Source organism: Polaromonas sp. (genome assembly GCF_012927485.1).
GTDB lineage: Bacteria > Pseudomonadota > Gammaproteobacteria > Burkholderiales > Burkholderiaceae_C > Polaromonas.
Genome location: NZ_JABBPC010000012.1, coordinates 377,552 through 398,837 on the forward strand (window position 1 = coordinate 377,552; position 21,286 = coordinate 398,837).

Sequence of the window (21,286 nt, forward strand, 5' to 3'; positions counted from 1 at the left end):
TGAGTTGCGCAACGCATTGCATCGTCTTCAACTGACTAAATTGAATTGAAATTAATAGCATGAATCCGATTCTCATCATTGGCGCCGGTCTGGCTGGCTGGACCACGGTGCGCGAGTTCCGCAAACTGGACCCCACCACGCCGGTGACGATGATCACAGCGGACAGCGGCGACTTTTACGCCAAGCCGTCCCTGTCCAATGCTTTTGCGCAGGGCCGGCTACCTGCCCAGCTGATCAGCACGCCCGCGGCCAAAATGGCCGAAACGCTGAAGGTGACGTTGCTGCCCTTCACACGGGTGAACGCCTTAGACTGCGCCGGAAAAACAATCACCACATCCACTGCAACGCTCGCTTACAGTCAGTTGGTGCTGGCTACCGGCGCACAGCCCATTCGCGTAGCCGTCGCGGGCGACGCAGCGGACCAGGTCGTCAGTGTCAATTCGCTCGAAGATTTCGCAGCCTTTCATGCCCGGCTTCAACCAACTCACAGCCAGCACCACGTACTGATCATGGGCGCTGGTCTGATTGGTTGCGAGTTTGCCAACGACCTGGCTCAAGCAGGCTACCGCGTAAGTGTTGTGGACCTGGCCGCGCGACCGCTAATGGCGCTGCTTCCAGAGGCCGCCAGTGCGGCCTTGCAGGTCGCCTTAGAGGCACTCGGTGTGCGCTTTCATTTCGGTACCTCCGTGCGTGCCATCAATTCGGCGGTGGAGCGCGCAACCCCTATCGACCCGCTCGAGATCTTGTTGGCGAACGGAGACGTCATCGCCGCCAGTTGCGTCTTGAGCGCCATCGGATTAAGGGCGGATACCGCGCTGGCGCAGGCCGCTGGCCTGACGGTGGATCGCGCCATCACGGTGAACACGCGCCTCCAGACCAGCGCTAACGACGTCTATGCGCTGGGGGACAGTGCCCAATACGCCAGCGCAGCCTCGCCGCTTTCCGCGCACGGTTTAACCTTGCCTTATGTCATGCCCATCATGGCGGCGGCCAAGGTACTTGCGGCCAATCTGGCGGGTACGCCTTGCGAGCTGGCTTTTGTGGTGATGCCGGTTTCGGTGAAAACTCCAGCGCTGCCCTTGGTTGTAGCCACTCCCAAGCCGGGAACAGGCGGCCAGTGGAACGCACCGGAACCCGGCCTTTGGCAATGGCTGGATGAGGCTGGATTGCAGCGCGGTTTTGTATTGGCGGGCGCGCAGACCGCCCAGCGCATGGTGCAGTCCAAGTTGGTCACGCAGTAGCCCCTCCGTGTTGCCGCCCTCGGCTAGTCAGTATGCGGGCCCGGATCACCCGTTCGTGGGCTGAAGAATCGTTTCGTCCGAGTTTCGTCTCGTGTTGAAATCGGCTCTAAGCGGGCCTGATTTCAGCTAAAAAATCAAAAGCGCATTACCTGTTTTTGGGGGATCGACCACCCAAACGCCCGCTTTCGACGGCCTACAATCTTAAAAATTGCATCGATTTGGCGGCCACACCGACCGTTCTGCTGGAGACCCTTTTAATGCCAACCCCACCTGCTGCGACCCCCGACGACCAAGAAGAAAAGCGCGCCGAGTTGCGCCGTGCGGCCCTTGAATACCACGAGTTTCCGACACCCGGCAAACTGGCCATTGCCGCGAGCAAGCAACTGACCAACCAGCGCGACCTGTCTTTGGCCTACTCCCCCGGCGTTGCGGCGCCTTGCGAGGAAATCGTCAAGGACCCCAACGCAGTCTTCAAGTACACCAGCCGCGGAAACCTGGTGGCGGTGGTAACCAACGGTACGGCGGTACTGGGTCTAGGCGACATCGGCCCGCTGGCCTCGAAACCCGTGATGGAGGGCAAAGCAGTGCTCTTCAAGAAGTTTGCCGGTGTCGATGTGTTCGATATCGAAATCGACGAGAAGGACCCCGCTAGGCTGGTCGACATTATTGCCGCGCTGGAGCCCACTTTCGGCGCGATCAACCTTGAAGACATCAAGGCGCCAGACTGCTTTTATGTGGAGAGAGAACTCCGCAAGCGCATGAAAATTCCGGTCTTTCACGACGACCAGCATGGCACGGCCATCACCGTGGGCGCAGCCATCCTGAATGCGCTGAAAGTGGTCGGCAAGGACCTGACGAAAGTCAAGCTCGTCACCTCCGGTGCGGGCGCTGCGGCACTGGCCTGCCTGAAGCTGCTGGTCAAGCTGGGCATCCCGCGCGAACATATTTACGTGACCGACCTGGCCGGGGTGGTGTATGAAGGCCGCATCGAACTGATGGACGAAGACAAGCTCCAGTTTGCGCAGGCAACGTCAGCTCGCTCGCTGCGGGAAATCATCGTCGATGCCGACATCTTTCTGGGGCTCTCGGCCGGCGGCGTGCTCAAGCCGGATATGGTCAAGACGATGGCGGCTCAGCCGATTATTTTTGCGCTGGCTAATCCGAACCCCGAGATCACGCCAGAGGCGGTGAAAGCCGTGCGCAATGACGCGATCATGGCCACTGGTCGTGCGGACTATCCCAACCAAGTCAACAACGTTCTGTGTTTTCCCTATATTTTTCGCGGTGCTTTGGATGCCGGGGCCTCCACCATCACCCTTGAAATGGAGATCGCCGCAGTACACGCGATTGCCGAACTGGCGCAAGCGGAGCAGAGTGAAGTCGTGGCGGCCGCTTACGCAGGCGAGCAACTTGCGTTTGGTCCTGAATACCTGATTCCGAAACCGTTTGACCCGCGTCTGATGATGAAGATTGCACCCGCCGTGGCACAGGCCGCCGCCGACAGCGGCGTGGCGTTGCGACCCGTTCAAGACATGACGGCTTACCGGGAAAGGCTGCAGAGTTTTGTCTATGCTTCCGGCACGCTGATGAAACCGATTTTTGCCGCTGCTAAAACGGCAGCCCGCAAGCGCGTAGCTTATGCGGAGGGTGAAGAGGAGCGCGTGCTGCGTGCCTGCCAAATCGTGGTGGACGAAGGTCTGGCGCGGCCGACCTTGATTGGCCGGCCCGTCGTGATTGCCCAACGCATTGAAAAATTCGGCTTGCGTTTGAAAGAGGAGCTTGATTACGACGTGGTCAATGTCGAGCAAGATCGCCGCTACCGCGACTTTTGGCAAACCTATCACCGCATGATGGTCCGCCGCGGCGTGACGGTGCAAATGGCCAAGATAGAGATGCGCCGCCGTCTCACGCTGATTGCCGGCATGCTGCTGTACAAAGGCGATGTGGACGGACTGATCTGTGGAACTTGGGGCACGACCGCCCACCATCTGGATTATCTCGATCAGGTCATCGGCAAACGCGAAGGCGTGAATACTTATGCGTGCATGAACGGCCTGCTATTGCCCGGCCGTCAGGTGTTTCTGCTGGACACCCATGTCAATTACGATCCGACCGCCGAACAACTGGCGGAAATCACGACCATGGCCGCCGAAGAAATGCTGCGCTTTGGCATCAAGCCCAAGGTGGCGCTGCTATCGCATTCCAATTTCGGCTCGTCCAACCTGCCCAGTGCCCTGAAAATGCGCCGTACGCTGGAGTTGCTGCGCGAACAATCCCCTTGGCTGGAAGTTGATGGGGAAATGCACGGTGACATCGCGCTGGACGCCGACGCTCGCGTCGCCCTCATGCCCGGCAGCACCTTGACGGGCGAAGCAAACTTGCTGGTATTGCCGAACATTGACGCCGCCAATATTTCGTACAACCTCCTCAAAACCGCAGCAGGCGGCAACATTGCCATTGGCCCCGTGCTGCTGGGCGCCAACAAGCCGATGCATATTTTGACCGCGACCGCGACCGTGCGCCGAATTGTCAATATGACAGCATTAACGGTCGCAGACGCCAACGCGGTTCGACAGGCTTGATTGTAAGTACACACTAACTTGTCAGCGTTTCAACCCCTTGCGTTGAGGGCCTACCCTTTCGGCAGGGCCTTGCGTTTTTTCCGCACATGCGGCAAACTATCCCTCTTGAAATTTAAGGGTTAACCCGAAACATCGGCAGGTTAACACCGAGTTCAAGAAAGGCATTTTTTCATGGTTGGCAATGGGTTGGGACGTTGGCGAAAGACCGGAGCGGCTGTGCTGCTTGCGGTGTCGGCCTCCCTGATTGGATTGGCAGGTTTATGCCCCAGCATGGTGCAGGCCAAAGATTCGGTCCCCTTTGGTGCGGCGGACACGATTGCACTGGCTCAATTACCGCAGCAAGGACGCGGCATGCTGACGCTGATTTACCAGGGTGGACCGTTCAGCCAAGTCAAGGACGGGGTGGTGTTTGGCAACCGGGAGCGAATTCTTCCTGCCAAAAACCGCGGTTTCTACCGCGAATACACCGTCAGAACGGCCGGTGAACGTAGACGAGGCGCGCGGCGCATCGTCTGCGGTGGCTTGAAGCCTGCGGCCCCTGATGCCTGTTATTACACCGACGATCACTATGCGAGTTTTCGCAGAATCATTCAATAAAATGAATTGTGGTGGTTATTTTGAGTTTTGACTTCAAAGAAAGAGAAGCGGAGATGGATACACCACTTCGTAAGGGCCACGAAACGCCCCTGCGCAAAAATGACGAAACGCCGTTGCGCGGCGTGCGGCCCAATATCGTGCAGTCCATACGTGCCTTCCGCGTACCCGACTTGCAGGACGCCGCCACGCAACTGAACCAGCATTTCCTGTATGCCAACTTGGGCAATGCCCAGAGCAAGCAGGACATACTGGACATGATCGCGGCGCAATACACCTTTCCGGCGCATTTTGGCAAAAACTTCGACGCCTTGTACGACTGCATGACAGATCTGGTTTACAAATCTGGCCCGCAGACCGGCTTCATCGTCGTGCTTGAACAAATTCCAGCGCATGCCAAGTTTGACAAAGAAGCGCGCGAGCAACTGCTGGACATCTTCCGGGATGCCGCGGACTACTGGGCAGATCGCAAGATCCCGTTCAGATGCTTCTATTCTTTTCTGTAGCCCGCTCCCCAGACATTGGCCAAGGGGATCGGGCGAATGAGGCCCTGCAAGTAGTTTCAGAAGGCGATGAGCCCATGCCTACTGACAAATTGATAGACATATCACCGATGGCACTGCGTATGAGCAGCCCGTTCAATGCGGCTTACTGGCTCGCAGCCGCCTGAAGTAACCGCTTCAAGCTGAAAATAAAAAGCCCGCTTCTTGCGGGCTTTTTATTGGTCAGAAATCCGGCGATCGCCTACCTTTTACGGGAAGGGAATGCGCCACCTTCTATCGTACGTCCAACCCGACAACCGGCGCCGGGCAAGCCGCCACTTGCTGCGCCAGCATCAGATAGTCGGCCACAGGGACTTCTTCCGCCCGCCGCTGCACATCAAACGATCCCGTAAAGCCCCGCGCGGTGAGCCATTGGCCCAACGTATGGCGCAGCAACTTGCGGCGCTGGCTAAAGGCTACCTGCACCAGTTCACTCAACTGTTTGACAGGGAGCGCCACCGGGTCGGTATGCGGCACCATACGAACCACCGCACTGTCCACCCGCGGCGGTGGATTAAAGCTTTGGGGCGGCACAAACAAGACGTTTTCCATCGCGTAGCGCCATTGCAACATCACGCTGAGCCTGCCGTAGTCACTGGTGGAGGGAGCCGCCACCATCCGATTAATCACTTCCTTTTGCAGCATGAAATGCTGATCTTCAATCACGTCCACCGCGTCGAGCAAAAGAAACAAAATGGGCGTGGAAATGTTGTAAGGCAGGTTACCCACTACACGAAGTTTCGAGGGAACCGAACCGGGCAGGTCTGCTTCCCCGCTCCTCGAAAAAGCCGCTGCACCGACCTCTTCTGCCAATTGCCTGAAATTTACCTTGAGAACGTCGGACTCGATTACCGTTAGCTGTGAATGCGACCGGAGTTGCCGCGCCAGATCACGGTCTAACTCGATCACTGTCAGGTGCCCCAAGCGCTCGACCAGAGGCTGCGTCAGGGCGGCAAGCCCTGGACCGATTTCCACCATGGCTTCACCGGCCTTGGGCGCAATCGCCTGCACGATGCTTTCAATGATGTTCCGGTCCGTCAAAAAATGCTGGCCAAAACGCTTGCGCGGAATATGCTTCATGAGGGGTCGCGCTGAAGCAGCTGAGCCGGTAATCTCGTAATAGCCCCATCACCCAGCAGCGTCTGGGCTCTCCCAGCCAATCGGTGCAAGGCCGTCGGGCCGGTCCAGGTACGGGCTGCCTTCAAAGGCGGCAGTGCAGTCAACAAAGTGACGAACCTCAAGGCCATGCTTACTGAGGCGGATCGCGGTATTCCACGTACGCGCGGCCCCGGATTTCCTGCGCCCACGCGGTGTACGCTTCTTCCTGCTTTTTCTCGCGCAGCGCATTGCGCGCCATCTCACGCTGCTCTCGCTGGGTCAGCTGGGTCTCGCGCCGCTCCAGCACCTGCAGCAAATGCACCCCGAAGCGCGACACCAGCGGGTCAGAAATCTGATTGGGCGCCAGGCTGTTCATCACCTTTTCAAACTCGGGCACAAACATACCCGGATTGGCCCATCCCAAATCGCCGCCTTCTTTGGCAGAACCATCCTCACTGCTTTCGCGCGCCAGCGTGGCAAAGTCTGCCTGTCCCGCAAGAATGCGCTTCTTGAACCCAGCCAGTTTCGCGACCGCGGCGGCTTCGCTCAACTCGGGTGTTATGCGCAACAGAATATGGCGCGCGTGGGTCTGCGTGATGGCGGCATCAGGCATGCCAGCCTGTCGCTTCTCGACCACCTTCAAGACGTGAAACCCGGCAGCACTGCGCACGGGTCCGGCCAGTCCTCCGGTTTGTAACGCCTGCGTCGCTTCGACAAACAAGGGCGGGTAACGGTCCGCATTGCGCAGCCCCATTTGACCCCCGTTGCTGCGGGTGGGTGAGCTGGAGAACTCATTGGCCAATGCCGCGAAGTCGGCGCCGGACCGGGCACGGTCCATGACCTGCTGGGCTTTGGCTTGCAGTGCGGCGACTTGGTCAGGTGTTGCCTTTTCGGGCACCGCTACCAGAATTTCAGCCAAATTTAGAGCCAGCGAGGAGGGCTCCGTGGCCAGCCCGGACTTGCCTTGCTGGTCCCGCAAAAACCGGTCAATATCCTGCTCCGTCACTGTCACCCGTGATTCGACCTCGCGCTGGCGCAGGCGGCTAACCAGCAGCTCATCGCGCAGCTCAGAGCGGAACTGGTTGAAGTCAATGCCGTCCGTCTTCAAGCGACGGCGTAACTCATCCACGGTGATCTGGTTCTGGCGTGCGACGCCCTGGACTGCGGCCTCCACGGCATTGTCGTCAACCCGCACCCCGGAGGCGAGCGCCATTTGCAGCTGCGCTTTGTCGCTGATCAGGCGCTCCAGCAGTTGCCGGACCAACTCCTTACGCGGCGGCATGGCGGCGCCTTGCTGAAGTATTTGCTGCTCGGTTCGGACCAGCTTGGTGCGCACTTCGCTGTTGGTAATGGGTTCCGAATTAACCACCGCGACGATGAAATCAGCCTGCCGCTGTCCTGACGGGGCTTCCCGGCCTGCAGCGCCCGTGCTGGCGGCCGGGTCTGAGAGACGCAACGCGCTGGAAGGCCGGAGGCCTTGGGCTTGCGCGGTCATCAGGGGTAGCGTGAGCAGGAGCAACCGCGCGGTGACAAGTAGTCGGGTCGAAAAAAATCCAGTTAAAGAACGATAGTTAGTCATAGGTAGTAAAGCGGCTGGGGCTGCTGGTTTTCTCACGCAGGGTTTGATAACGCGGAATATTCGACTTAAGGGTTTCCAGAGTGCTTACGCCGATGCGGGAAAAACCGACCAGCTCAAGCTGAAACAAAATTCGGGTGTTGGAGCTGGAGGTGGTGTTTTGTGAGCGCTGCAGCACCACGCGGCCAATCCAGCAGCAACCATCGTACTCAACGCCCACGATCGAATCAACCAGTTTTTTGTCCAACACACTGTAATTCAAGCGACCCACCGCGTAATAGCGTCCGCCGCCCTGTCCCTGCCCGGCGCCCAGGTCGCGGCCTTTGTCGCCCCACAGATCATTGATCGGCCACTGCCAGCCTACGTCAACCTGTTCACTGATATTGCGCTGTAGCCGGTAGGCCGCGCTGATGACATGGTAGTTGCTGGGGTTGTAACGGACGCCAAAAGTGGAGCGGTCCGACTGTTTGGTTTTGGGGTTGTATTGCACTATGCTGTCGAAAGCCCATTGCGGCACCCAGTTGACTGATGCGCCCACCAACAAATCGCTGATGCGGTCCGTAACGGGCAAGGCCCCGGGCAACGTCACTTTCTGGTCCTCAAAACGCAGGCGCTGCGCGACGCCAAAGCGCAAGGCCTCAGCGCCGGTTGCAGGATCGAGCAAACGCGAGGTCACGCCCAGCGTGAGCAAGTTCTCGTCTGAAATACGGTCATTGCCTACAAACGCATTTTCGGTAAATACCGTTGCAAAATTAAAGTCGTTGGCACCTGAGTCGTAGTTGGGCAGCCCGCTCTGGTCGCGGAAAGGCGTGCGAACATAAAAAGCCCGCGGCTCCAACGTCTGCGTCACGTTGCGGCCCAAAAAGCTTGCATTGCGTTCAAACTGCAGTCCGCTGTCCAGGCTGAAGGTGGGAACAACGCGCGATGCCGAACTGGCGCCATTCGCCAGCGGCGCATCAAACTGGTAGTTCGTTGCGTGCAATTGCAATTTGGGGGTAATAAATCCGGCCGGTGACAACCAAGGGTGGCTGACCTGCGCCCGGGTGAACGCCCGGTTGCTGTTGGGCTGGTTGGTCAGCAGGCGGTCAGCCGAAAAACGCGTGTAATCGCCCTCCACCGACCAGTCAAAACCGTTGCCTAAACCCACCAGCGGTGCATCGACGCGGGTATAGGTAGCGGTGAATTGGGGCAATCGATCATAGGGCGGGATGATGGGGGCGCTCACATCCTGCAGCGTCTGCCACTTGAGGGCGCGTACCGCCGTTGAAAAGAAGCCTTGCCCCCACGACAGGGTGGCATCTTGAGACAGCAGCCGCTGAATTGTCGACGGATTGGCAACGGGAAAATCACGCCAGTAATCGTTGTCACTGACGCGGTTCAGATTGAGGGCGAGCCCCAAATTGCCGATAGCGGGCAGCCCGCTATTGATCGCTCCGGTATGTTGAAGACTGTAAGACCAGCGGTCACGGTCACGTAGTTTGTCCCCGGGCATCAAGTTGGCGCGCAAGGTCCCCTGGTAGGCCGGCTCCAGGTAGCGGAACTCTCCGGCAAGATCAATGCCGCGCTTGGTCATGATCGCCGGTGAAAACGTCGCGTCGCGGTTGGGCGCAATATCGAAGTAATAAGGCTGTCGGTATTCAAAGCCGTTCACCGAACCGAGGCCGAGCGTTGGCGGCAACAGACCTGATTTCCGCTTGTCGCTGAGGGGAAAGCTTACCACCGGAAAACCCAGAATCGGCACGTTCTTAAATCGAACGACAGCTCCGGTAGCCACGCCGACATCGTTCTCCAGATCAAACTGGAACTTGCTGGCGCGCAATACCCAGGCCGGCTCCCAACTGGCTTCGTTGTCCCTTTCGCAGGTGGTGTAACTGGCTCGTAGCGCCGTCAGGTGTTTCTCGTCAATGAAATCAACGCGCTCGGCCTGCCCGTTACCACCATTGGAAAGAAATCGGTAGCGAGGGGCGGTGAAAAAACCTTCGAACCGGTCCAGCTTGATTTCCAACTCCGGGCCTTCAAACCGGTTACCGGCACGATTGATGCGAACCTTGCCGCTGCTTTTGACTAAATCATCGGGCTGGTAATACTCAATATGGTCCGCGCGCATCGAGGTGGCGCCCCGTCGCAATTCTGCGTTGCCTTCGATCACGGTTTCCAGGTCGGGGCGCCCCGAGATCCGGTCGCCAAACACAAAGGTCGGGCCTTGGTCCTCCGGCAAATTGGAGACTTGCTCGGCCAGCATGGGTGTGCTTTTGAGTTTGGAAGCGCCTTCCGCCACGGACGTCTCCGCTGGTTTGGGAGCGGATGCAGGCGTCTCCGGCAGCGCTGCAGGATCCGAGGGGAGCGCCAAAGGCTGGGCCTGCGCCGGCGCGGAACAAGCGAGCCCCAGCATGGCGCAAGACACCAACCAGGAGGCACCATGAGCGACCGGGGAAAGAATAAAAGGAGAGCGGGATGCACGGCGCATCGTTTATGTGAGATAAACCCGTTTGTAAAAGCAGGCCTGATTATCCATGACCCTCCACGCAATCCACACCCTACCGGCCCAACGCAAGGCTTCGACCCTCGCAGAAGCTCAAAAATCATGACTTCCTTATCTATCACCTGGTCCGACCCGACACGTGCGGACGCCTTTGGTCGCTGGCTAGCCGCCATCGCTTTGCAGCATCCGCTGCAAGCCGGGAGCGTCAGACTGGCCAGCGCCGATGCCAGTTTTCGCCGTTATTTCCGGGTCGATGCCGTCGGTGGTGCGGCCGGTGAAGTCACTGCCGACAGTTACATCATCATGGACGCCCCACCGGCTTTGGAAGACTGCAAGCCATTTGTCAGGGTGGGGGACTTGCTGCTTCATGCCGGCTTGAACGCCCCCCGGGTGCTAGCCTGGGATGAAGCGCAGGGATTTATGTTGCTGAGCGATTTGGGCAGTCAAACCATGCTCGACGTGATCGCGCCGCCGTCCGCCGTTGAGGCCATTACGCAACCCACCGCCGCGCATTTCGATCTCTACATGGAGGCCTTAGATCTACTGGTACGCTGGCAACTCGCTTCCCAACCGGGTGTCTTGCCGCCTTATGACGATGCGCTGCTGTCACGCGAACTGGCGCTTTTCCCAGACTGGTATGTCGCCCAATACCGCCGCTTCCCACTGAATACGGGACTTCAGGGAAAGCTCGATGGAATGTTCGCGCAAATAAAGGCCAGCAATTTGAAATCGCTGGGCGGCGCCAGGGTGTACGTGCACCGCGACTTCATGCCCCGAAATTTGATGCTGGCAGACCGAGGCGAACCGCGCCTTGGCGTCCTGGACTTTCAGGATGCGGTTTATGGCCCCATCACCTACGACATTGCCAGCTTGATGCGGGACGCGTTTTTGACCTGGGAAGAAGATTTCGTACTCGACATTACCGTGCGTTATTGGCAGAAGGCCCGCAAGGCCGGACTTCCCGTGGGCGATGATTTCGGCGAGTTTTACCGCGCAGTGGAATGGATGGGCTTGCAGCGCCATCTCAAGGTGCTCGGCATTTTTGCGCGCCTTACCCTGCGCGACGGCAAGCCAAAGTATCTGGCCGACGCGCCGCGCTTCATGAAATACGCACGCGATACCGCCGCCCGCTACCGTCCTTTAGGTCCTTTGATGGTTTTACTGGACGAGATTGAAGGCAACAAAACCCGGGTGGGCTATACATTTTGAATATCTCCACTGTGCTTGCCCATACCATTCAAGTACGAGCTATTGTTTTAACCGTACCGCTGGTTTTTCTTCAAGGTAGCTTCATCTCGTGACCGCCCGTTTCTACGCCGACATGGCACTGCTGCCCCAAACCTCCGTCAGCCTGCCGGAGCAGACCGCACGCCATGTGCAGGTTTTGCGCTTGCAACCCGGCGAGCGCATCACCTTGTTCAACGGACAAGGCGATGGTCAAGCCGGCAGCGAAGGCGAATTCGAGGCCACTGTTGAACGCATGGGCCGCAGCGAGGTACAGGTCACTGTGGGCGCCTACACGCCCACCGCACGCGAAGCCGGCCGCTCCCTTCATCTGGCGATGGGCATGCCCGCCAACGAACGGATGGACTGGCTGATTGAAAAAGCCACCGAGCTCGGGGCGACCAGCATCCAGCCCTTGATGAGCGAACGCAGTGTGCTGCGCCTCAAAGGCGAGCGCGCCGACAAGAAACTGGCGCACTGGCGTGGCGTGGCGATCGCGACCTGCGAACAGTGCGGCCGCAACCGTCTGCCGCTGATTCACGACGTCACCCACCTCACCGACTGGCTGAAAGACATGCCGCCGACCGCGACTGCTGATACAGCGGGCACGCGGCTGCTGTTATCCCTGCAAGACGGCTCGCGCCCACTGGCGCAAGTCTTTGCAAGAACAGGTCCCTTGACTCTTCTGAGCGGCCCGGAAGGCGGCCTGAGCGCATTAGAAGAGTCCGCCGCAATCGGCTGCGGTTTTGCCGCCGTGACCTTGGGTCCGCGCGTGCTGAGGGCCGAAACCGCACCGCTGGCGTGCCTCACATTGCTAACTTTGGGCTTCAGCGCATGAACCGCAATCTCTGGCTTCTGGTCATCTGCCAAGGCTTGTTTCTCACCAACAACGTCACCTTTATCGCCATCAATGGGCTGGTCGGCTTGAGTCTTGCCCCCTTAGGCTGGATGGCGACCTTGCCGGTTATGGGCTATGTCATTGGCGGGGCGCTCTCGACCGGTCTGGTCGCGCGCACGCAACATCGATTTGGCCGAAGAACCTCGTTTCAGCTCGGGTTGGTAGTGGCGGTCGCCTCCGCGCTGCTCTGCTGCTATGCGGTTTACAGCAAAAACTTCTGGCTGCTGGTCACGGCCACCGTGATTGCGGGTTATTACAACGCCAATGCGCAGCTGTACCGCTTTGCCGCCGCGGAGCTTGCGCTACCCGCCTTTCGCGAAAAAGCGATTTCCCTGGTGATGGCTGGCGGCCTGATCGGTGCCGTTGCCGGGCCGAATTTGGCGGCAGGCACACGCGGTCTGACCGAGGCGCCGTTTGCCGGCGCCTACCTGGCGCTGGCCGGCGTTGCGCTGCTGTCCATGTCGCTGCTCGCCTTCATCCAGTTTCCTCCGGCGCCCATTCGGACTTCGGCAAGCGGCGGTCGGCCGCTCGGTGAGATCGTGCGCCAGCCTGTCTTTATCATCGCGGCCGCGGCCAGTGCTTTGGGTTATGGTGTCATGAACCTGCTGATGGCGGCCACGCCGATCGCGATGCAAACCTGCGGACTGCCGTTTTCGGACGTGGCGCTGGTGCTGGAGTGGCATGTGATTGGCATGTTTGTGCCGGGCTTTTTCACCGGTCACCTGATCAAGCGATTTGGCACCCTGCCCGTCATGGCGGTGGGACTGGCGTTGAATGGGGTATGTGTCGGGATTGCGCTCTCCGGTATCGATTTCAAACAGTTTCTGGCAGCCCTCTTTTTGCTCGGCCTGGGCTGGAATTTTCTCTTTACCGGCGCCACCTCCCTGGCGCTGACGGCCTATCGGCCGGAGGAGAAAGACAAAGCACAAGGCGCCCTCAATTTTTGCGTGTTTGCGGTGCTCGCGGTATCGTCGCTGGCTTCGGGCGTATTGGTGACGACCCAGGGATGGGCGCTGCTGAACTGGGGGTCCCTGCTGCCGCTGGGCCTTACCGGGCTGGCGCTGGCGTGGCTTGCACTGGCTCGACGCAGACGCCAAGAGGCCTGAGCTATCGCGGATCTGGGCGGCCTGTTTTAATAACGCTACGCGGCTAAACCGCTACCGGATTGCTACTATTTTTGTAGCTTGCCACGCCTGACTGGTTTGCACGGCTGCGACTTTTAAATGGAAATCTTGCATCCAGCCAGGCTTTGAGCAGATCAAACACGGGGCCCGCGTCGATTTCGTTGAAGATCTCGTGGTACAGCGGGTCAAAGCATTGGGCGGTCACCGTACCTGGTTTGACGGCCGGCGAGTCAACTGCGTTTTGTGCAAAGGCGCGGCTGCCCGCAGGGTTCACAAGCCGGTCCGAGCCCGCGTACATCAACAAGGTGGGCGTGGACCAGTGGACGGCCGCCGCTACCGTGGATGGGCCAGCGGTCGCAATAAATTTGCCTAGCCGCGCAGATATCTTGTGATGCACCAAACGATCCGCGAGATAGTTTTTGACAACCTGCCCGTCGTGGGACAAGTCGCGAGCATCCAGCCCGTTGCTGACAGCCAGATCGGGCGCCAATCGGAGCAAAACGGCCAGCAGCAGCTTGTGCGCCGCACTGAGTCCCGCATCCAACGCGGGGGACGACATCACCAGCCCCTCGACGGGACGCATTTTCAGCACGACAAACCGGCCCACCACCAAGCCGCCCAAGCTGTGCCCGAGCAGGATCAAGGGCAGCGGCGCTTTTGAAGCGTCCGGGCCGCCAATCCCCTGCTGCTGCCGCAAGAAGTGCTGCCGCGTGTCATCCACCACCTCCGCCAAGTCGTCAAGCAGCGCGGTTTCGTTCGGCAGCACGCCACGCACGCCGCCTGATTCCCCGTGGCCCCGCTGGTCGTAGGCCCGCACTGCAAATCCCCAGCCAAGCAAGCGACGTGCGATAGGCGCGTAGCGAGCCGCATGCTCGCCCAAGCCGTGAACTATCAAAATGACCGCGCGCGGTAGCAGCCCTATCGGATTTGGAGGCGCAATTTCAGGGCTCCATCCGTCTACAGACCAGTCGTACAAGGCCAGGTTCTCACCATCACGGGCGGTAAACGGGGTCAAACTAGTCGAGGGCATACGGCAGCAGTTGGCTTGTAAAAAACCGCGTTGAACATTCCGCGGTTAGTGGAGAAAAGTCTCGGCTCAGCCGGGCATGAGCGCAATGACCTGGGCGACGGCCGCGGTCAGCTTTTTGGCATAAGGCACGTGCAAAAACTCATTGGGTCCGTGCGCATTGCTTTTGGGGCCCAGTACGCCGCAGACCATCATCTGCGCGTTTGGAAAGCCTTTGCTCAACATTCCCATCAGAGGAATCGTGCCGCCTTGGCCCATGGTGCCGCAGGGGGCACCGAAAAAGCTTTGCGAGGCATCGTTGAGCGCATTCTCAAACCACGATGCGGTACTCGGTGCGTTCCAGCCAGTAGCGCCGCCATTGCTTTGAAAGGTTACTTTGGCTTGGTACGGCGCGTTGTCTTCCAGCAGAGTCTTCAGCGTCTGAACCGCCGTGCTCGCGTCAATTAACGGCGGCAAGCGCAGCGACAGCTTGAAGGCGGTGTAAGGACGCAGCACATTGCCGGCATCCTTCAGCGCAGGAAGGCCTTCGGCACCGGTGACGCTCAGGGTGGGGCGCCATGTTCGATTTAGCAGCGCCTCCACCGGGTCCGTGGTGGTGGGGAGCGCAAAACTGGTCGAGCCTTCACAGTCGTAATGCGCCCAGGGGAAACGCTTGTAAACCTCGTCGCCCAAGATTTTGGCGGTGGCGCGCGCCTGGGCTAACCGTTCCGCAGGAACTTCACAGTGAAAACTTGGCGGCAGCAAGCGCCCCGTGTGACTATCTTCCAGCCGATCCAGGATTTGCCGCAGGATGCGAAAGCTTGAGGGCACTAAACCGCTGGCATCGCCAGAATGAACCCCCTCCGTCAACACCTCCACCTTGAGCACGCCCCCGGCGTTGCCGCGCAGACTGGTGGTCAGCCACAGCTGATCGTAATTGCCGGCGCCCGAGTCCAGACACACCACCAGCCCGACCTCGCCCAGCTTTGCCTTGAGCGCGTTCACGTAAGGTAGCAAATCGTAGGAACCGCTCTCTTCGCAGGTTTCGATCAGGCCGACGATGCGCGGATGCGGTACGTTTTGACTTTTAAGCGCTTGCACGGCGGCAATGCTGGCGTAAACCGCGTAGCCGTCGTCCGCGCCGCCGCGGCCGTAAAGTTTGCCGTCCTCGTACTTCGCCGCCCAAGGACTCAGATTGTTGCGCCAGCCCGTGAACTCGGGCTGTTTGTCGAGGTGGCCGTACATCAATACGGTTTGCGTGGAATCGGCGCGGGTCGCGGGAATTTCAAAAAAAAGTACCGGGGTCCGCCCTTCCAGCCGCACGATTTCCAGCGCAAGTCCCTCGACTTTCTGGGCTTCGACCCAGGCCGCCGCGTTGCGCATAACCGTGTCGATAAAGCCGTGCTGCGCCCAGTCGCTGTCGAAAGTGGGGGATTTGGCGGGAATGGAAATGTAGTCACTGACCTGTCGAACGATGTCGTCGTCCCACTGAGAGGTGACCTGGGAAAGGGCTTGGGTCGCATTAAGAATGCTGGCTGGAATTTCTCGGTGCAAAGGGGCGTTCATGGAAAAGCTCCGGGGCGGGAAGGTTGGCAATTTTCAGCGGTTTCGTTAACTGTACGCTTCCGGCAAAAAGGGTGCAGCCCATGGCGAATTCAGGCTGTTTGCGGCTCCGGCCTGCAGCACTTTCCCTCTCCGTATCTGATGATTCACTTCACTTCAGCCGGAAAGCGATTCCTAACCGGATTCGCCATGACGCGCAAACTCGGCAAATTAATGGCTACGGACACGTCAGCCCCGACAGCTCACAGACCGTCGGTCCCACAAATTCGGGAGGGTGTGGGCGGCTGGCAATTTATGCCCGGCAAATCGTTTGAGACCGAAGCCTTTGAGGCTTTTTTGGCCCTGCTACCGATCCCTTCCGAGCCCCTTGCCGTATCCATTTCTTTCATCAATAGCGCTGCTGAGGCGACTTGAAATTTCAACGCTAGGTCGTGGAAATGCGGCGGCGTCCTAAGCGTAGCTGGCCATGAGGTCTCCCAACCGAACGCTTCCACCAGGCGTCCAAGCGGGGTTGAAGTGCTGCGGCCCTTGGGGAAACAGCATGACAACGGTAGAGCCCAATAAAAAGCGGCCCATTTCTTCACCCTGGCGCAGGTCGATAGGGGTTTCTTGGACGTCCGGATAGTGCCATTCGCGCACCGTCTTGCCGTGCGGCGGATTAATCACGCCGTGCCAGACCGTAGCCATGCTGCCGACAATCGTGGCACCGACCAGAATCAACACAAATGGGCCATGCGCTGACTCGAACACGCACACGACCCGCTCGTTGCGCGCAAACAATTCGGGTACCCCGCGCGCCGTAGCCGGGTTGACTGAAAACAAATCTCCCGGCACATGAATCATTCGTGTCAGGCGCCCATCGCAAGGCATGTGAATGCGGTGGTAATCCTTGGGGCTCAGATAGAGGGTGGCAAAGCTGCCATTCTGGTACTGCATTGCCAGCGCCGCATCGCCACCCACCAGGGCCGTGGTGGAGTAGTGGTGTCCTTTGGCCTGGAAAATCTGATCGCGCTCAATCACGCCAAACTGACTGATCGCCCCATCGACCGGGCAAATCAGATCGGCCTGGGCCAAGGGGCGCGCACCGGGTTTGAGGGCGCGCGTAAAGAAGTCGTTAAAAGTTCGGAAACTGGCAATGTCGGAATTAAGCGCCTCGCTCATGTTCACCTGATATTTGGCGACAAACCAGCGGATGATTTCAGTGGTAACCCAGCCGCGCTCGCGCGAGGCGACGAAGCCCGCGAATGCAGTCAGCGCTTGCTTCGGTAACAGGTATTGAAAAAGAACGAAGAAACGGTCGGACACAGGCGCTCGCGATAGTGGGGGTCGCGGCATTTTATAGGGTCGCAACAAAACGCCTGTGTCGACGCACCGGATTAGTGTGTTGGGTAGCCGGCTTCTGTCAGCGCCGTTGCCACCGTTTGCCGGTCTTTCGTCGTTTGCAGCGTCAGCTTTTTAGTGGCTAACTCCACGCTGATCTTGGCGTCGGGATCCAGCAACTGAACCGTCTGGGTAACGGCCTTGACGCAATGACCGCAGGTCATTGCAGGGATATCGAATTCCATATGCTTCCTTAAATAGTTGAGTTGAACACCATGAAGCAAGTGTGAACCTTCCCACTGGGGGAGAGTCAATAAACTTTTAGCAATCGCCCTGTTTATGAGGAACAAGGTGCACGTATCAACTAGAACCTTGACCCTGCCACGGTGGTAAGGTTCACACTTTGGCTGTTATCGCTTCGCGCGATCCACCTCACGAGAGCCTTTATGAGCGTTACGCACACATTTAAGCAGCCGGGCCCGGCCGTTATCTCCCCAACACCTCTGAACGAATGGCAATTCCCCGTGGAGGGCATGACCTGCGCTTCTTGCGTGGCCCGCGTGGAGAAGGCGCTCGGCAGCCTTCCCGGGGTCGCAGAAGCCAACGTTAACTTCGCGACTGAGCAGGCCAGCGTCAAAGCAAGCGGCAAGGTGAGCATGGAAACGCTTAAGACCGCCGTGGAGCAAGCTGGGTACGCCGTCGGGGAGCAGTCCCTGCGGCTCAAAATTGGCGACATGACGTGCGCCTCCTGCGTATCCCGCGTCGAAAAGGCGCTCAAGCAGTTGCCGGGCGTCCTTTCGGCCGAGGTCAATCTGGCCACTGAAACCGCTGAGGTGAAGGTTTCAGGGGGCTCCGCCACGCTCTCCCAACTCATCGCTGCAGTGGATAAAGCGGGTTACCGGGCCTGGGAGATCCAGGCGTCTGGTGTGGGATCGGGAACTGATCCGGACTCCGCCAAAAAGCCTGGCGCCACTTGGTGGCCGATCGCGCTCGCAGCAGCCCTATCGGCTCCGCTGGCGTTGCCAATGCTGGGCGGATTGTTTGGCAAGCACTGGATGCTGGACGGGTGGCTGCAGTGGCTGCTCGCTACCCCGGTTCAGTTCTGGCTGGGCGCGCGCTTTTATCGCGCCGGCTGGAAAGCGGTGCGAGCGGGCGCTGGCAACATGGATTTACTGGTCGCCATTGGCACATCGGCCGCTTATGGACTCAGTGTTTACCAGCTCTTGGTGCATGGCGATCAGGGGATGGCACATCTTTATTTCGAGGCGTCAGCAGTCGTGATCACGCTGGTGCTGCTCGGCAAATGGATGGAAGCGCGCGCCAAGCGTCAAACCACCGAAGCGATTCGGGCACTTAATGCGCTCCGACCCGACACCGCCCGACGTCGGCGCGATGGGAAAGACGAAGAGGTGGCGGTGTCTGAGGTGCTGGTTGGCGACCTCGTCGTGGTGCGCCCCGGCGAGCGGGTCGCGGTGGACGGCGAGATCGTCGAAGGTGCCACCCAGGTCGATGAATCCTTGATCACCGGCGAGAGCCTCCCGGTGATCAAGCACGAGGGCGACCGGGTGACCGGCGGGGCGGTCAATGCCGAAGGTCTGATCGTGGTTCGCACCACGGCGATTGGTGCCGAATCGACGCTGGCCCGCATTGTACGAATGGTGGAGTCGGCCCAAGCCAAAAAGGCGCCCATCCAACGACTGGTGGACCAGGTCAGCGCGGTGTTTGTACCGGTCGTCATTGGCCTCGCCTTTATCACCTTGCTGGGCTGGGGCTTGCTGGCGGGCAATTGGGAAGTCGCCATTCTCAACGCGGTTGCCGTGCTGGTTATTGCGTGCCCCTGCGCATTGGGTCTGGCTACGCCGACGGCCATCATGGCCGGGACGGGTGTGGCGGCACGCCACGGCATCTTGATCAAGGACGCCGAAGCGCTTGAAGTGGCGCACCAGATCAAGGTGGTGGCCTTCGACAAGACCGGCACACTCACCGAAGGCAAACCGGAAGTGGTCGATTTAGTCGCGCTGGAGCCCACCGACCACGCGCGTCATGCCGTTCTGGCCTGGAGCGCCGCCATCCAGGCTGGCAGCGAGCATCCGCTGGCCAAAGCAGTGACACAACTGGCCCTCAAGGAACAAATTCTGGTACCTGCGGCAGCGCAGGTACGGGCGGTCGCCGGTCGCGGCATGTCTGCCGTCGTGGAGGGGCGCGAGCTGCGGCTGGGAAGCCCGCGCTTCATGCAGGAGCTCAAAGTCGACCTCAGCGCCTTTGCCGCGCGCGCCCAGGAACTGGAAGCGGGTGGGCGCACGGTGTCCTGGCTGGCCGACGTGACGGAACAACCCAAACTGCTGGGCCTGCTGGCCTTTGGAGATACCCTCAAACCGACCGCAGGCCCGGCGGTGGCACAGCTCCATGCATTGGGAATTAAGACTGCGCTAGTCACCGGTGACAACCGCGGCAGCGCCGAAGCCGTTGCCAAACAGCTTGAGATTGATCTGGTGCATTACCAAGTTTTGCCTGAAGACAAGGCCGCCATCATTGGCCAACTGAAAGACCAAATCGGGGAGAAGGGGGGCCGCGTGGCGATGGTGGGAGACGGCATCAATGACGCGCCCGCCCTGGCGGCGGCCGATGTCGGCATTGCAATGTCGACCGGCACCGACGTGGCGATGCATGCGGCGGGGATCACGCTGATGCGCGGTAACCCGGCGCTGGTGGCGGACGCCATCGACATCTCGCGCCGGACTTACGCCAAGATCCGGCAAAATTTGTTCTGGGCTTTTTTCTATAACGTAGTGGGTATTCCGCTGGCGGCGTTTGGGCTGCTGAGTCCGGTGATTGCTGGCGCCGCCATGGCGCTTAGCAGCGTGAGCGTGGTGTCCAACGCGTTGCTGCTACGGCGCTGGAAGGGAAAAGCCCAATGATTCAAGCGCAAACATCCGTCGTAGCGGAAAGCGGCCCCTTTAACATCGGGCAGGCCGGTGCCCGCTCGGGCGTTTCGGCAAAAATGATCCGGCATTACGAGTCGCTTGGCCTGCTACCAAACGTACACCGTACCGACGCAGGTTATCGCCAGTATGGCGACAAGGAAGTGCATACGCTGCGCTTCATCCGCCGCGCACGCTTGCTGGGTTTTAGCATGGCCGAAATCGCCGAATTGCTTAAACTGTGGCAAAACAAGCGCCGCGCCAGCGCGGACGTCAAGCGCATCGCGCAAGCCCACGTTGTCGACCTGGAGCGACGCATCGCCGAGATGGAAGCGATGCGGCAAACCCTGAAGCACTTGGCACACTGCTGTCAAGGCAACAGTCGGCCGGACTGTCCTATTTTGAATGAGTTGGCCGGATAGGCTTTCTTCCGACGAGCAGGTAAGTTGACTGGGCTTAGCAACTAAAGTAGCAAGGAATCAGGAGTTTTTTTGACCAGAAGCCTTTTTGACGAAACGCCCACGCCTTACGTCGCGCCCGACGCAATCGCGCCTGGTGCCGTGCTGTTGCGCGGTTTTGCCTGGGCCATGGATGAAGCGCTTGTGCGAGCGGCAGAGCAGGTCATTGCGGCAGCCCCCCTGCGCCATCTCACCACGCCGGGCGGCCGCACGATGTCGGTTGGAATGACCAACTGCGGCGAACTGGGTTGGGTTTCAGACCAGACGGGTTACCGCTACGACAGCGCAGACCCGCTTTCCGGTCAGCCTTGGCCCCCGATGCCCGAGTGCTTTGTGGACGTCGCGGTGCGCGCTGGCGCGCAGGCCGGCTTCGGAAGCTTCCAACCAGACGCCTGCCTCATCAACTCCTACGCGCCAGGGGCACGACTTTCATTGCACCAGGACAAGGATGAAGGCGATTTGACGGCGCCGATTGTGTCGGTTTCACTGGGGCTGCCTGCCATTTTTTTATTCGGTACGACACAGCGGACCGACCGCCCAGCCCGCTACCGACTGGTGCACGGCGACGTGGTCGTATGGGGCGGACCCGCGCGCCTGGCTTACCACGGGGTTGCGCCACTGACCGACGGGGATCATGTTCGCCTGGGTAGGCAGCGG

General features: G+C 59.6%; 18 protein-coding genes. 11 read left to right on the forward strand and 7 right to left on the reverse strand.

The features are described from left to right. Positions 1–59 precede the first annotated feature (59 nt). From HHJ16_RS05875 to HHJ16_RS05890, 4 genes are all read left to right on the forward strand, one after another. On the forward strand, positions 60–1,241 hold the full coding sequence (locus tag HHJ16_RS05875) for an FAD-dependent oxidoreductase (RefSeq protein WP_293641536.1): 1,182 nt from the start codon (positions 60–62) through the stop codon (positions 1,239–1,241). 257 nt (positions 1,242–1,498) lie between these two features. After that, positions 1,499–3,823 (forward strand): NADP-dependent malic enzyme, encoded by a 2,325-nt coding sequence (locus HHJ16_RS05880; RefSeq protein ID WP_293641538.1) that lies wholly within the window; start codon positions 1,499–1,501, stop codon positions 3,821–3,823. A gap of 270 nt (positions 3,824–4,093) precedes the next feature. Further along, a complete protein-coding gene (locus HHJ16_RS05885; RefSeq protein WP_293641573.1) occupies positions 4,094–4,420 on the forward strand; it encodes a ribonuclease domain-containing protein in 327 nt (108 codons plus the stop codon). 53 nt (positions 4,421–4,473) lie between these two features. Beyond that, positions 4,474–4,923, forward strand: a complete 450-nt coding sequence (locus tag HHJ16_RS05890) for a barstar family protein (RefSeq protein ID WP_293641539.1) — start codon at positions 4,474–4,476, stop codon at positions 4,921–4,923. A gap of 270 nt (positions 4,924–5,193) precedes the next feature. On the opposite strand, the gene rsmA is transcribed toward HHJ16_RS05890, so the two are convergent. The 3 genes from rsmA to HHJ16_RS05905 form a co-directional block, all read right to left on the reverse strand. Beyond that, positions 5,194–6,039, reverse strand: a complete 846-nt coding sequence (rsmA, locus tag HHJ16_RS05895; protein WP_293641541.1) for a 16S rRNA (adenine(1518)-N(6)/adenine(1519)-N(6))-dimethyltransferase RsmA — start codon at positions 6,037–6,039, stop codon at positions 5,194–5,196. A gap of 169 nt (positions 6,040–6,208) precedes the next feature. Then, entirely contained in the window at positions 6,209–7,636 is a 1,428-nt protein-coding gene (locus HHJ16_RS05900) for a peptidylprolyl isomerase (protein ID WP_293641543.1), read from the reverse strand. Beyond that, entirely contained in the window at positions 7,629–10,100 is a 2,472-nt protein-coding gene (locus tag HHJ16_RS05905) for an LPS-assembly protein LptD (protein WP_293641544.1), read from the reverse strand. The genes HHJ16_RS05900 and HHJ16_RS05905 overlap by 8 nt, the downstream gene beginning before the upstream one ends. Before the next feature lie 117 nt (positions 10,101–10,217). On the opposite strand from HHJ16_RS05905, the gene HHJ16_RS05910 reads away from it, so the two are divergent. The 3 genes from HHJ16_RS05910 (at position 10,218) to HHJ16_RS05920 (ending at position 13,343) form a co-directional block, all read left to right on the forward strand. Next, on the forward strand, positions 10,218–11,324 hold the full coding sequence (locus HHJ16_RS05910) for a phosphotransferase (protein WP_293641545.1): 1,107 nt from the start codon (positions 10,218–10,220) through the stop codon (positions 11,322–11,324). Positions 11,325–11,412: 88 nt separating this feature from the next. After that, the gene (locus HHJ16_RS05915; RefSeq protein WP_293641546.1) at positions 11,413–12,177 is read left to right on the forward strand and encodes a 16S rRNA (uracil(1498)-N(3))-methyltransferase; all 765 of its coding nucleotides are present in this window, start codon (positions 11,413–11,415) and stop codon (positions 12,175–12,177) included. Continuing rightward, positions 12,174–13,343 carry an MFS transporter gene (locus HHJ16_RS05920; protein WP_293641547.1) on the forward strand — a complete coding sequence of 390 codons (1,170 nt, stop codon included), beginning with the start codon at positions 12,174–12,176 and terminating at the stop codon, positions 13,341–13,343. Before HHJ16_RS05915 ends, HHJ16_RS05920 begins: the two co-directional genes overlap by 4 nt. A gap of 43 nt (positions 13,344–13,386) precedes the next feature. Here HHJ16_RS05920 and HHJ16_RS05925 read toward each other — a convergent pair whose 3' ends face one another. Continuing rightward, positions 13,387–14,391: an alpha/beta hydrolase gene (locus HHJ16_RS05925; protein WP_293641548.1), complete on the reverse strand. Its 1,005-nt coding sequence runs from the start codon at positions 14,389–14,391 to the stop codon at positions 13,387–13,389. 66 nt (positions 14,392–14,457) lie between these two features. Further along, positions 14,458–15,933: a M20 family metallopeptidase gene (locus HHJ16_RS05930; RefSeq protein ID WP_293641549.1), complete on the reverse strand. Its 1,476-nt coding sequence runs from the start codon at positions 15,931–15,933 to the stop codon at positions 14,458–14,460. 186 nt (positions 15,934–16,119) lie between these two features. On the opposite strand from HHJ16_RS05930, the gene HHJ16_RS05935 reads away from it, so the two are divergent. Beyond that, positions 16,120–16,344 (forward strand): hypothetical protein, encoded by a 225-nt coding sequence (locus HHJ16_RS05935; protein WP_293641550.1) that lies wholly within the window; start codon positions 16,120–16,122, stop codon positions 16,342–16,344. Between the two features lie 36 nt (positions 16,345–16,380). Here the strand turns inward: HHJ16_RS05935 and asd are convergent, their stop codons facing one another. Then, the gene (gene asd, locus HHJ16_RS05940; RefSeq protein WP_293641551.1) at positions 16,381–17,235 is read right to left on the reverse strand and encodes an archaetidylserine decarboxylase; all 855 of its coding nucleotides are present in this window, start codon (positions 17,233–17,235) and stop codon (positions 16,381–16,383) included. Between the two features lie 71 nt (positions 17,236–17,306). Next, complete coding sequence (locus HHJ16_RS05945; protein ID WP_293641552.1) at positions 17,307–17,495, reverse strand: heavy-metal-associated domain-containing protein; 189 nt, start codon at positions 17,493–17,495, stop codon at positions 17,307–17,309. A 201-nt stretch (positions 17,496–17,696) separates the two neighbouring features. Here HHJ16_RS05945 and HHJ16_RS05950 point away from each other — a divergent pair, with 201 nt between their 5' ends. The 3 genes from HHJ16_RS05950 to alkB all read left to right on the forward strand — a co-directional run. Beyond that, positions 17,697–20,168 carry a heavy metal translocating P-type ATPase gene (locus HHJ16_RS05950; RefSeq protein ID WP_293641553.1) on the forward strand — a complete coding sequence of 824 codons (2,472 nt, stop codon included), beginning with the start codon at positions 17,697–17,699 and terminating at the stop codon, positions 20,166–20,168. After that, positions 20,165–20,593 (forward strand): Cu(I)-responsive transcriptional regulator, encoded by a 429-nt coding sequence (cueR, locus tag HHJ16_RS05955; protein ID WP_293641555.1) that lies wholly within the window; start codon positions 20,165–20,167, stop codon positions 20,591–20,593. The genes HHJ16_RS05950 and cueR overlap by 4 nt, the downstream gene beginning before the upstream one ends. A gap of 69 nt (positions 20,594–20,662) precedes the next feature. After that, on the forward strand, positions 20,663–21,286 hold a 624-nt coding region (gene alkB, locus HHJ16_RS05960; protein WP_293641557.1), incomplete at its 3' end, for a DNA oxidative demethylase AlkB.

What these genes read in the sequence shown, in the direction of transcription:
- HHJ16_RS05875 (WP_293641536.1), top strand. Translation starts at nt 60, where the DNA reads ATGAATCCGATTCTCATCATTGGCGCCGGTCTGGCTGGCTGGACCACG.
- HHJ16_RS05880 (WP_293641538.1), top strand. Translation starts at nt 1,499, where the DNA reads ATGCCAACCCCACCTGCTGCGACCCCCGACGACCAAGAAGAAAAGCGC.
- HHJ16_RS05885 (WP_293641573.1), top strand. Translation starts at nt 4,094, where the DNA reads ATGGTGCAGGCCAAAGATTCGGTCCCCTTTGGTGCGGCGGACACGATT.
- HHJ16_RS05890 (WP_293641539.1), top strand. Translation starts at nt 4,474, where the DNA reads ATGGATACACCACTTCGTAAGGGCCACGAAACGCCCCTGCGCAAAAAT.
- rsmA (WP_293641541.1), bottom strand. Translation starts at nt 6,039, where the DNA reads ATGAAGCATATTCCGCGCAAGCGTTTTGGCCAGCATTTTTTGACGGAC.
- HHJ16_RS05900 (WP_293641543.1), bottom strand. Translation starts at nt 7,636, where the DNA reads ATGACTAACTATCGTTCTTTAACTGGATTTTTTTCGACCCGACTACTT.
- HHJ16_RS05905 (WP_293641544.1), bottom strand. Translation starts at nt 10,100, where the DNA reads ATGCGCCGTGCATCCCGCTCTCCTTTTATTCTTTCCCCGGTCGCTCAT.
- HHJ16_RS05910 (WP_293641545.1), top strand. Translation starts at nt 10,218, where the DNA reads ATGACTTCCTTATCTATCACCTGGTCCGACCCGACACGTGCGGACGCC.
- HHJ16_RS05920 (WP_293641547.1), top strand. Translation starts at nt 12,174, where the DNA reads ATGAACCGCAATCTCTGGCTTCTGGTCATCTGCCAAGGCTTGTTTCTC.
- HHJ16_RS05925 (WP_293641548.1), bottom strand. Translation starts at nt 14,391, where the DNA reads ATGCCCTCGACTAGTTTGACCCCGTTTACCGCCCGTGATGGTGAGAAC.
- HHJ16_RS05930 (WP_293641549.1), bottom strand. Translation starts at nt 15,933, where the DNA reads ATGAACGCCCCTTTGCACCGAGAAATTCCAGCCAGCATTCTTAATGCG.
- HHJ16_RS05935 (WP_293641550.1), top strand. Translation starts at nt 16,120, where the DNA reads ATGACGCGCAAACTCGGCAAATTAATGGCTACGGACACGTCAGCCCCG.
- HHJ16_RS05945 (WP_293641552.1), bottom strand. Translation starts at nt 17,495, where the DNA reads ATGGAATTCGATATCCCTGCAATGACCTGCGGTCATTGCGTCAAGGCC.
- HHJ16_RS05950 (WP_293641553.1), top strand. Translation starts at nt 17,697, where the DNA reads ATGAGCGTTACGCACACATTTAAGCAGCCGGGCCCGGCCGTTATCTCC.
- cueR (WP_293641555.1), top strand. Translation starts at nt 20,165, where the DNA reads ATGATTCAAGCGCAAACATCCGTCGTAGCGGAAAGCGGCCCCTTTAAC.